We start from the raw sequence: 12,167 nt of genomic DNA on the forward strand, positions 1-12,167 counted from the left end.
GAAGCGGGTATGCTCTTCGCTCCAGAGGTGTTCGAGCATGCCGTTTTTAATTTCTTGTGCGGCAAGCCCGTATTCTTTTTCGCGATTATCCCCAAACACTCTGGCGATACGTTGCGCGCTGATTAAACCGGCCCATACAGCGGCGGCGGTGAAAGTGTTGACACCCAGGCGTTCTTCCCACAAATCCCAGCTTGGGAGGGGCAGGGAAGTGTCTTTGTCGCGGTATTTGACCAAGAAGTCAGCGATTGGGATGACAAAATCATCATAGAGACTTTGAAGGAATTCCAAATCTTTGTTTTGGTCAAAGTGGTGGCGCAGCGCCCAAAGGACGAGGGCTGTGCCGTCTTCTTGGAACGGGATTGTCGGTTGACCATGCACGATCCACGGATGCCATGAGGCGCCCATTGAGCCATCCGCATGATATTTGTGCATAAGCATTGGATGGTCTTTTGGCAGAATGCCTTGGCAGAACCGGAAGAACTTGCGCGTAATGTCTGGATAGCCGATTTGGTCCAGCGCATAGCAGGCAAACGCGCCATCTCGCGGCCACACATAGGAATAGTGGGCGCGAGCAGTTTCCATAATGTCCGAATCATTGGCGGCGATAACCGCACCGCGATCATCAATCTGCGAGCGGATGATGAGAAGGCTTCGCTTGAAAAGCCTTGCAACGTTATCAGGAAGGGTATCGAGTTGAGGCGGCGCTTTGCCTAACCATGCTTCCCAATACTGGGCAGTGCTGTTAAGGCAATCATCAAAACCACGTTTCATGACCCTTTTATTAGTTTCCACGACCTTAACCAAGTCCTCATCTGCGACTATCCAGTATTGAACAGGGCACTTTTGGCTAGCTTTGGTCTGGACACGGAAGGATATCGTGCTGTCAACTGAACCTTGGGCGATGGAGTTCATCGAAAGTTGACCGTCCTCCGCATCACGCCAGGTACCTTCGAAATCCAGAAAGCCCTTGATACCGGTGGCGTATTCATAGATACCATGATCGCCGGTTGAACCACCTATCAAGAGGTAGTTGTGCATCTTATAATGAATAACCGAATCGGAATAGGGATCGTAAAAAGCCGTGTCGCCGATGTCACTTTCGCCAAGACGGAAATCGTGAGTGAAGAAGAGTCTTATCTCCCTATCCTTTTTGGAAAGATTTTCGATGATCACTTCTTTGAGATAGGCATTCTCATGGTGGTAGACGGCATCACGGATATGAAGGGTGACCTGTAGTTCTTTATTGGTGGCAACCACATTCGTGACGAGAGTGTTATCGAAGTAGTCAAGCTTGCGCTCCCAGCCTTCGTGATCTACCCATGCGAACTTATTTTCAACCCAAACCCCCATCCGTATTTTGTAGCCGTTGAGGTGGTTATACAAACCGACGTAGGGGTAATAAAAATCCCTTATATTAAGCTTGTCGTCAAAGTTGACGAGCAGTTGTCCGTTTCCGATTACTAATGGTCGTGGCATAATTATATTATTGGCTAATAAGTTGAAACCTCCTGCAAGATAAATAAAAAAAGGGCAGGAAATTTCCTGCCCTTTATGAACAACGAGGCTGTTTAAGCTAGTAGCGTAATTTTGTTGATGAAGAGCCTGCTTCGACGATGTAATAATTATTCCCATCCTTTTCAATTGTGAAGCTTACATAAACGGTGCGTGTGTCGCTATCGTCGAGGCGATAGATGTGAGTTCCATAAAGGACATACTGGCCGTTGTCACGTTGGGTTACACGATTGATGGTGAAGCTTTCCGTGTCTATATTCTCGATTGCGTCCTGTGACATCTCTGCATAATCATTGGCGCTGAGTGAATAAGCATATTCACCGTCCAGGTAGATAGCGACTTTGCTGTTATTGTCGAGATGTGGTGCGAATGATTTGAAGTCGTTATTTTCCCAAGCTTTCTGAATATCTGAGATCGCATTATAAAGCGCATTCGATCGTGTCGTTTTGCGAGCAAGGTAGTAGCTGTCATCGTTGAAGTATCTGTATTCAATTGTCCTTTCGACATAGATAATAGTGATCGGACGTGAATAGTACACATCATCTATTGACAAGTAGGGCGGCACATTAATGTAATAGTAGAACGGTGAGAATAGGCAGCGATTAATGATCGGCTCAAAGAAGTAGTGGCTCCATCGCCAGCTTGGCGAATAATAACCATAGTCTTGATGGTGGTGACGATAATAGCCTGATCGTAACTCCTGATTGCGTTTAATTAAGAAAGGTAACCCGCTGCCGTAGTTCCTCGGTAAAGGTTTTTCTGTATATCGCTTGTCATAACTGGACTGCGCATTGGGAGTTGTTCGGCTTTTATACCAAGAGTCATTAGCAAAGTGTCCCGCTTTATTGTCATTTTTGACCCTATAATCGAAATTGCGGTTCCAGTTGTTGTTGCTCTTATCTTTGCTTTTGTCGCGGTTATTGGCAACACTGTCACGATTATTATCTTTGCTCTTGTCTAGGTTCTTGTCTTTATCGCGGTTGTTGGTAACACTGTCTTGGTTCTTATCTTTATCGCTGATGTTGGTAACACGTTCGCGATTAATGACTTGATCGCGGTTGTATGTAATAAGGTTGCGATTATTGGTAACACGGTTATTGATATTTACTTGGTCACGGTTGTTAGTAACTTGTTCGCGATTGTTAGTAACACTGTTGTTGTTATTTACTTGATTACGGTTGATAATAACTCTTTCGCGGTTGTTGTTTAGGTCTCGATTAACATTTTTATCTTTAACTATAGTTCGGTTAGAGTTATTATTGTTAATGGCGGGACCTTCATCACCTTTTGGGCGAGTTCGATCATTAGTTGCATCCCGATTGTTGTCAGAAATACGGTTATTTGAGTTATTTTCGATACGGGGTCTGCTGCGCTCGGTTGATTTTTCAACTACCACTGGGTTGTCAGGTCGATTGCGATTAATATAGGCACTGCCTGTCTCTCTGCGAGGTTCTTCGCGCTTTACCTGGGTATTTGAATTGTTAATGGGGGTGTTTATAACTTGGTTGCGGTTGATATTAACACGGTTGTTGTTAACTTGGATGTTATTTTCAACACGGTTATTGTTTTCAACTCGCTTGTTGTTATTATCTGTTTCCCTATTTCGAACGCGTTCAGATTGGTTATTGGTTGTCTTGTCTTTTTCAATCGTTTTATTTGAATTATCGACACGTTCGACCTTGTCGGATTTATCTGGGGTGCGGGGTTGGCTGCGAGAATCTGTGACTTTATCTGTATTCCCCGATTCACGCGAACCACCACGGTCAGCTTGAGCGCTAATTGGCAGGAGTAATCCTATCGCCAGCGCCAATACGCTTGAAAATACAAAATTACTGTTAGTGCGGTACATTATGCGCCTCCTTCGGCATCGGGAATACCGTTTATATATACGGTTGATCCCATCCTTTCGGCTTCGATTGATTCGATAAGCCTTCTGGGAGCCTAATCGTGAGCATTATTTCATCTCACAATAGTTAAGACGCGAGGGAATCGTTTTCGTTTGATTCGTAAGAAGAATTATTTATAAAAAAGGGGGGGGGAACTACTCGTTAGCGGCTTGACTGTTTGACCAACGGAAATAGGACTTTAGCATTTGGGTCTCAACATTGAGGATTTTAAGACGGTGAGAGCAGGAATCACAAGTAGCAAGATGAGACTCAATTACTTCCAATAATTGGGTATCCAATGAGCCATCTATGTATTCAAGAAGGCTATCTGTAACCTTCTTGCAATTCATCTTTGTTCCACCTCGTGAGTTTACCGCCATCTTTTCAACTAATCGCAATATTGGGTCCATTACAACCTCCCTCAATTCAGATCTGCAATTGCATGGAGAAAACCAACCTTCCGACGAACCCTATAGGATGTCGCGCAGACTTTAAGTCGTCATCGCAGCCTTACTCAGACAATACCACGTCGAGCTTGCGGTACATGCAAGCACATATACGCGTTGTTACTTCTGGAAGTTTCTTTTATCGATGAGCCAGTCAATAGCCTAACATGTCGATTAAACTTATTAGTCAGTAACATGACTGCAATTCAAAAGGGTAAAATAACGAGCGATGACTCCAAGCCGTCTCCTTACACTATTAATCATCGGAATAAGTACCGCGATTTGTCAGGTGTCACACAAGACAGCTTTAATATTATTGACGCTTTGTAAGCTGCCAAGTTATTGCAAAGTGTGGAAATTGCCGTTATGGCTTCTGATAGGATTAGGACTGATAACGCTTGTTGGATGTAAGCGAAGCGCTGATTATTTGCCTTTAGCAGTGGGCAATACATGGGTTTATGATGCTCAAATTGGAGATCAACATATAAGAGATGTTGTTCGCAGGGTAACCGCGGAGAAATTCCCTAACTATCCAAAAGTAAGCACGATAATCACAATTGTTGGGAATATCGCTGGCAAGGAGTATTGGGCTTCCGATAGCAATGGCGTTTATGAGGTCATTTCTTCGTTTCAAGTGCCTAATGCTAAAACGGTTGTCCCCGTATTGGAGCTGCCGATAAAAGCAGGCGCTGTTTTTAATAAAAGTGAAAAACTATCAGGTTCTGATATTACTCGAGAAATTAGTCATCGGATAATTGGGATCGAGCATTTGAAGCTGGCTGTGGGTGAAGTGCGAGCAGTTCATGTAGAGCAGACCGTTCGCTTGCAACGCGCTGGTATGGAACGCAGTAATACTGTTGATTATTGGTTCACGCGATATCTAGGTATCGTCCAAGAAAAGAGAACGGTGAATGGTCAGGTCATGACTTTTCGCTTGAAAGAATTTTCAGTGCGTGAAAAATGATTAATCAAATTAATGATGACTTACTATTGGGCCGACGCTTCTATTGGTTATTGATTATCCTTTTATTGTTTACAGGGTGCGGTCCTAAACCTACGGTTAAGGGAAGCAACAAGTCTCTTAAAGTGGCGATTATTTCTCGTGAAGTATCAACTCCCTATTTAGAATCGCTTATAAAAGGCGCGCAACGAGCTGCTACCGAGCAAAAAGCAGTTCTTGTTTTTCAAAAGCTGCCTCAAGAGGAAGACCCCTGTAAAACAGTTCAGTGTCAGGTCAATGCTCTTCAAGAAGCCATCAAAAGCAAGGTCGATGCAATCGTTCTTGATCCTGTCGATACTAATGCGCTTGCCGCTAGTATTAAATCGGCAGTTGATTCGAAAATACCGGTCGTATTAATCGAATCAGGACCGGATGCAAAGCTTGCTCAGGCAATTATCGGGCCTGACAGTACAGATACAGGCAAAAAAGCTGCTCGCCAATTGGTCTCATTGATCAATAATAAAGGAACAATAGTTTTCTTGCCAGCCGCAGCCATCGATTCGCTTCAGCAGCAACGCATTAGCTTTACTCTAGCTGTAAAACAGGAACGAAAGATTAAAGTCATCGAATGCGCCTTTCCCGTGTTGGATTCCCATCCGGATTTATCCGCTTTAAATATTACGTTAGATGCACTGAATAAGTCCACCCCCGACTTGAAAGGCATTTATATTGCTCATGAAACCGCAATTCCGCTTGTTCTGGAATACATCCGAACGCATCCTTCAGCGAAAAAGTGGAAAATTGTTGCCTATGGAATGACGACAGAATCACTTCACGCCCTGAAACAGTCTAAGACCATCCAATGCCTAATAACTCCAGATGCCGAATCCATCGGTTATTGCGCCGTAACTAATGCCCTTCGAATCCTCCACAACGAAAGCTTCGAACCCAAAAAAGCCATCCCGATGCTGGTGTTGAAGAAGTAAGGGAATAGGTATCAGTCTCATTGCCCTTACTTCAATTCTTAGGAAACAGGAAAATAAGAAATCCACTTACCAAGAATAGATCAGCGTATCGATTGCAGTTCTGTAGTGCTCGTCGCTTCTAAGGGAATATGAACTCAATTATTGGCTTAGAGTAGAACAAAAATGATATTCGCCCGATGCCACGTTTAATGTCGCAATTCCATCTTTTAATTGGACAAAATCTATCCCCTCAGACTGAGCAATCGTCATACCGCTTTCTGTTATGGCATCTAGCTTATCCGCTGGGATGAACACCGTTGCCGACGTGTTTGCGGGGATTTTGATGTCTAGTTCGAACACGCTATTGTTGTGTTTCCATTCAGAGACAATGCGTCCACGTATGGATTGATATTCTGAGCGGACGAAATCGAGCTTATCAATTGCCTGTGGATAGATATTGAAATGTTTGAAGCCTGGAGCTTCAACAGTGGGTTTGATACCGCCTAAGCCCTGGGTGAACCAGGAGCCAATTGCCATAAAGCAATTATGAACACTCGATCTGTCCCAGTTAAAGAGAGGTTTCCAGTGTTCCCAGATTGTACAAGCGCCCATAGCCATCATAAAGCCATAGCCGGGGTAAGTTTGATTTGTGGTGAAGAGGTGTATTAAGTCCGAGCGTCCTTCTTTCACGAGGGTGTCAATCAGATAATAGGTTCCCAGAATGCCCGTGTCCAGATGCCCGTCACGAGTAATTTCAATATCGTCGATCAGATTCTGCAATACCTTATTGTGCTGTCCCTCAGGAACTAAGCCAATCGCCAACGGAACTGCTAAATAGGCCTGCTGTTTCTCGCCTTTGGTATAGCGACTGGTAGAAGCATCAAAGTAGGTCTCATTAATTGCTTTTTTAATCCCATCGGCTTTTGCCGCATAGGCATCGGCTTCCGACTGCTTACCGATTATTGCGGCGATCCGAGATACCAACACCACATTCCAAAAGTGCATACAGCAACAAAGGAACTCGTTTTCCTCGTCGCTAGCTTTAAATTGGACAGTCGGATCGTAATGGTCGCCTTTCCGTTGGTCGTTAGGGTCAAAGAATCTGCTGGGTGAGGCCCAATCTCCGATATGGTGTGTGTTATCTACGTTGTCTTCGGGGGTCTTGTAGTACTGAAGGAGGTTGTTCTTGGACTTGGTGTCCATGAAAGCGATCCACTTGCACATACTGTTGTAGTGCTTGGTCAGGATTCGCTTATCGCCATAGAAGCGATACATTTGCCATGGGTACAGAATGCATGCGCCGGACCATATCGAGCCTCCGCCAGAAGGGTGTCGGAAAGGCGCCGTATACATCACGTTCCCATCTTCTCGTTGACAATCCATGAAATCTTGAGCCCATTTGGTATAAAACGCGCCTGAGTCGAAGTTATAAAGGGTATGTTCCAACGCTCCCTGTCCATCACCGCCATATCCTATACGCTCCCGATGAGCGCAATCAACCTGAACAGCACTCATATTTAAGCAGCGGTGAGTAAGTTTGACTGCCTGATAGAGTTTATTAAGTGTCGCATCTGAGCTGTCAAACACACTTGCTAAATCATTATCCGTGTAAATAAAGTAACCTGTTGCGGTTACTTGTGTCGGCTGAATAGTTAGGCCGCTAACCTTGACATGACGGAATACCCTGTAGTTGAAGTGTGAGCAGAACACATCGTGTTTGCCGGAACAGATATATACATCCGTCTGGTTCATCTGCTCATCCAACTCAGGATCGGTTCCAAACTGGGAGATGAAGTATTCGAACCGCACCTTTTGGCCGATAAGACCAAAAAGCTGAAGCTCAAACCATCCAGTCATATTCTTACCCATATCAAAAACATATTCATCTGGGCCAATTTGTGTGGATGAGATGGGCTTAACCGTTTCTTTAACTCGTGTCGGCTCAACTGCTTGGGCTGAAATGTCAATGGGCGGTGGGGTGACTTCTACAGCGTCATCCCAAAGCTCGTCATCAAATCGGCAGGTGTCCCAACGATGCTGTTCCTTTGTTGCATCATAAATCTCTCCTCCGAAGTTGCTGTATTGACATTCACCAGTTGATGTAATGGGGCTATCGGAGGTTTTCCAGGTTGAGTTAGTAGCTACAATCTGTTCGGAGCCGTCTTCATAAGTAATAACTAACTGAGCCATCACGGCAGGATAGTCCATTGTGACGCCGTGAACGTTCATAGACATCTCATACCAGCCTTTAGCGAGCCAAATGCCTATGGCGTTGTTTTCATCCGCCAGATACTCTGTCACATCGTGGGTGACGTAATAGACACGCATACTGAAGTCGGATTGAATGGGGTCGAATAGATGATCATCTACTCGTTTGCCATTGATGAATACCTCATGAATGCCAAGACTTGTGATATATAAACGCGCATGTTTGGCCGGTTTATCAACATAGAAGACCTTTCGAAATAGCGGTAATGGAAAGCCTTCCGCTGTTGTTATCGATTTTCTTGTAATCCAATGGGCCTGCCATTTTTCGCTCATTATGCCGGTTTCAAAGAAAGCGATTTCGCTGTCGCGTGAGATCATCCCGCCTTTATCCCAAACACGAACTCGCCAAAAGTATCGCTGTCTAGGCGCTAAGAGGAAGCCTGCATAGGCAATTTGAAGCTGTTCATCAGAAGTAATCTCGCCTGAATCCCAGCAGTTACCAATATCTTCTTCGAGAAGGTCTTTGCTGCTGGCAACGAATATCTGATATTTAGTCTGCATCTGTCCGCGTTCATCAGATTGCAATGCCCAGTTAAAGCGCGGTTTGGGAGTATCTATCCCGATTGGGTTCACTAAATATTCGCAGCGAAGCCTAAATGGCAGAAGACCATCCCCGAGATTAGAATTATTAGTAGAGCTCATCATTCCTCCCCAGTCAAACTTATTTAAGAACGGAACCAAACGAATATGAACCTGAACCGACTGCATAGACTACCCAGCCTGGCTCTGTTCGGACTAATTCGATATCATCTCTTAGACTAACGAGCTTACGCCCTTCGGTTACTGCGCCAGGGATATTGGTCGGAAGGCATAGTGTGGCTGTTGCGCCAACCGGAATGGAAATATTGAATTCAATTGCAGGGCCATGCCGTTCCCATTCGCAAATAATAAGACCGCGTACAGATTCATAACTGGCTTTAACCCATTCTAAATCGCCAACTATCTGGGGCATTATAAGAATTTTATCGAACCCTTTTGCCGCCGGATGAGGGGCGATGCCGCCAAGAGCCTTATAAAACCACTCGCTAACCGATCCGAACATTGGGTGGTTGTGGGAGAAAGTGCATTCCTCTTTTTCCCAATGTTCCCAAAGAGTGGTCGCTCCATTTTCGAGCATATATCCCCAACCGGGGAAAGACTTCTGATTGGCAATAGTATAGGCCAAGTCAGGCTGTCCCATGTTGGTCAGCACATCGAGTAGGTACTTTGTGCCTAAGATGCCTGTGTTGAGGTGGTTATCACAAGCCTCTACCTCTTGAATTAATACAGACAGAGCGGCGCTTCGCTGTTCTTTTGGGACTAAGCCTAAGAATAAAGAGATGGACTGGCAAAATTGGGTGCCTGTATCATATCGGCCGGTTTCAGCATCGAGGAAGCGGGCGTTATAAGCTTTTCGAACATCTTCAGCTAACGCGGCATACCGCCTGGCATCCGAGGCATTCTCTAAAATCATTGCGATGCTCATCATTAAGTACACGCAATAGAAATAATAGGCTGTGCCGGTCAGTTCGATGGCCTTGGGGGTAAGACCCTCATGATCACAAAGCCCACCTTTAATGATGTTATCAATAGCGCTCGACTTTAGCAGCTCAATATATCGTTTACCGGTTACATACTGCTCCTCAAGGATGTCTTTATCGCCGTAGTATTGATAAAGCTGCCACTGTAGTAGGAGATAAGCCGCGCCCCATTCGACACAACCTGAGCCTTCGCCCAGGCCGAAATCATCGATACCCACAAACGGAGCGGTCTCGGTTATCCCTCCATTTGTCCTCACCGTATCGGCGAAGTCCCGTGTCGTTTTAGCATAGAATTGCTCCATGTCAAAGTTGAGAAGGGCCATCTCGCTGGAGGCTACTATGTCGCCTCCATAACCAAATCGTTCACGATGCGGGCAATCGGATTGAACACTGAACATATTGCTGAGCTGTGTTCGCCTGACAATTTCTTGAACACGGTTAAACATCTCGTTCGAGCAAGAGAATGAGCCGGAATCCTCTACTGCCGAGTTGAGACGGTGTCCAATAACAAAATCAAGGGTTAGATCACCTGGGTAACCTGTGATTTCTACGTAGCGAAAGCCATGGAAAGTAAATCGCGGAGTATAGGTTTCGATGCCTTCGCCCTTGAGAATAAAGACATCCGTTTGATAGGCATTAATCGGCGCGCCGGGTATTTGAGGCTCTTTATCGCCTTTAATTTGCCCACAGGCGGCGGTATTGGCGTTAAGAGTGCCGTCGGGATTGAGCAGTTCGCCATAAACCATCTTGATTTCCGTTCCAGTAGTCCCCTGTGCATGAAGAGTAATCCATCCGGAGAAGTTCTCCCCCATATCAACGATATAAGCGTCTGAAGGAGATTTTGTAATAAGCACAGGGCTAAAGGAGTGGGTGATTTTGATTGGCGGAGCTGATTGGGCACATAACGGGCCGATAGGTTCGGTTGTTAAGATGGCCTGTTTCCAACCTATATCATCAAAACCGGGTTTATCCCAACCTGCTTGCTCTTTTCGAGCGTCATAAACTTCGCCGAGGTAGATGCTGTTGCGAATAATCGGGCCATCGTCAACTTTCCAGCTTTCGTCGGTAACAATGCTTTCCATCGTGCCGTCAGAATATTCAATATTAAGCTGCAAGGTAGCCCGAGGCTGGCCAATTGTCAGATGTTCGCGAAGATTGATTCTTCCCCACATACGGAAGGGTAGGGGATTATACCAACCATTGCCAAGCATGATGCCTACTGCATTTTCGCCTTCTTGAAGTAGTTCAGTGACATCGTAGGTTGAATACAAAATGCGTTTTGAGTAAGTAGTCCAGCCGGGATCGAGAACATGTTCGCCAACCTTTTCGCCATTCAAACTCAATTCATAATAGCCGAGACCGCTCACATAAGCTCGGGCTTTCTTGATAGGTTTTGAGGCAATAAAATCTCTTCGCAACAGCGGAGCAGGGTCGTCTTTGAAGAAGTCTGCATCCTTCAAAAGGGCAGGCTTGTCGGCGCTTATCCACTTGCCTTGCCAATCTTCCTGCGAAAGCAGTCCCATCTCCCACCAAGCAGGTTCGCTCCATTCTGAAAGATTGCCATCTTTATCCCAAACCTGCACTTTCCATTCGCACCGCTGGCCGCTTGACAATGGTTGGCCTTCATAGGTTATGTGGATGCTTTGTCCTGATTCGATGCGGCCGCTATCCCAAATTTCATCGTCGAAAGACGTGACTATGATCCGGTAGGCGATCTGCTTTTGACCCTGTTCATTGGAAATAAGCTGCCAGCTTAATCGAGGGTTTGGGTTATCAATTCCAAGTGGGTTGTCGGTATATTCCGTGCGTAATCGTGTTGGTTCAATCCCTGCCATTAATCTTATCCTTATCGTCTGTCAACCATTCAAGGTTGAAGTGAGCGAAAGTTATTTTCTCATAGGGGTTTAGGTTGCCGCGCTCGTATAAGCAACCGATTGTGTTATCCGATAGCTCACAAAGGCATGAGTAAGCTGAGTGACCGGGTTCAATTGTCTTGCCAACTGGCCAGGTCATGCCGTCATCGTAACTTAATCGTACCTTTACATCAGTGCGATCATCCCCATAGCCGCATGCGGGATTTGAAAATAAAAGGCAATTTTTGTGTTGATGGCGAATAATGCTCCCTTGGCAGGTGGGTTCATAAATCGTCGGCTCCAATCGAACTTCCGACCAGGTTAATCCTCCGTCTTTGCTGGTGGCGAACGCTCGTTGTCCCTCCTCACCATGCCATCGACTGCTTATCAATAGCGAGCCATCGGCTAACTCGACAACCTGACATTCATTGGTCTGTTCCCCGAGACTACCACCTATATGCCAAGTTGCGCCTCGATCGTCACTATAGATGATATGAGACTTTAAAATTGATGAAACAACATGATCGCAAGGAATGATTAAACGTCCTGTCGATAGTTGAATGCCCACCCCAGGCCCTGTTGCATACCAGCTCCAATTGGGATCTTTCGTCGAATCTGTCACTTCTACCATCTCAGACCAAGTCACCCCATCATCTTCGCTAGTCATATACCAAACGGTGCGTGTATGATCGGGTGTATCTAAGATGCTATGGTTATAATCACCGGGGTTTCGAGTGAGGAATAGCCATAATACTCCTGTATCGCGGTCTTGAAGGG

The 12,167-nt window shown here is 45.5% G+C and carries 8 protein-coding genes; 2 read left to right on the forward strand and 6 right to left on the reverse strand.

Annotated features, from left to right (window positions below):
- From WCO51_04110 to WCO51_04120, 3 genes are all read right to left on the reverse strand, one after another.
- Positions 1 to 1,476, reverse strand: a 1,476-nt coding sequence (locus WCO51_04110; protein MEI6512443.1) for a glycoside hydrolase family 15 protein, incomplete at its 3' end; no start/stop codon positions are given.
- A gap of 97 nt (positions 1,477 to 1,573) precedes the next feature.
- Positions 1,574 to 3,361, reverse strand: coding sequence for a hypothetical protein (locus WCO51_04115; protein MEI6512444.1), 1,788 nt, complete (start codon positions 3,359 to 3,361; stop codon positions 1,574 to 1,576).
- Between the two features lie 192 nt (positions 3,362 to 3,553).
- Positions 3,554 to 3,808 carry a zf-HC2 domain-containing protein gene (locus WCO51_04120; GenBank protein MEI6512445.1) on the reverse strand — a complete coding sequence of 85 codons (255 nt, stop codon included), beginning with the start codon at positions 3,806 to 3,808 and terminating at the stop codon, positions 3,554 to 3,556.
- A 394-nt stretch (positions 3,809 to 4,202) separates the two neighbouring features.
- Between WCO51_04120 and WCO51_04125 the strand changes: the two genes are divergently transcribed.
- Entirely contained in the window at positions 4,203 to 4,808 is a 606-nt protein-coding gene (locus tag WCO51_04125; protein ID MEI6512446.1) for a hypothetical protein, read from the forward strand.
- Positions 4,805 to 5,770 (forward strand): substrate-binding domain-containing protein, encoded by a 966-nt coding sequence (locus WCO51_04130; protein MEI6512447.1) that lies wholly within the window; start codon positions 4,805 to 4,807, stop codon positions 5,768 to 5,770. The genes WCO51_04125 and WCO51_04130 overlap by 4 nt, the downstream gene beginning before the upstream one ends.
- A gap of 138 nt (positions 5,771 to 5,908) precedes the next feature.
- Here WCO51_04130 and WCO51_04135 read toward each other — a convergent pair whose 3' ends face one another.
- The 3 genes from WCO51_04135 to WCO51_04145 form a co-directional block, all read right to left on the reverse strand.
- Positions 5,909 to 8,662 carry a family 78 glycoside hydrolase catalytic domain gene (locus tag WCO51_04135; GenBank protein MEI6512448.1) on the reverse strand — a complete coding sequence of 918 codons (2,754 nt, stop codon included), beginning with the start codon at positions 8,660 to 8,662 and terminating at the stop codon, positions 5,909 to 5,911.
- Positions 8,663 to 8,678: 16 nt separating this feature from the next.
- A complete protein-coding gene (locus tag WCO51_04140; protein ID MEI6512449.1) occupies positions 8,679 to 11,372 on the reverse strand; it encodes a family 78 glycoside hydrolase catalytic domain in 2,694 nt (897 codons plus the stop codon).
- On the reverse strand, positions 11,359 to 12,167 hold an 809-nt coding region (locus WCO51_04145), incomplete at its 5' end, for a sialidase family protein (protein ID MEI6512450.1). The genes WCO51_04145 and WCO51_04140, both read right to left, overlap by 14 nt.

Source organism: bacterium (assembly GCA_037131655.1).
Taxonomy (GTDB): Bacteria; Armatimonadota; Fimbriimonadia; order Fimbriimonadales; family JBAXQP01; genus JBAXQP01.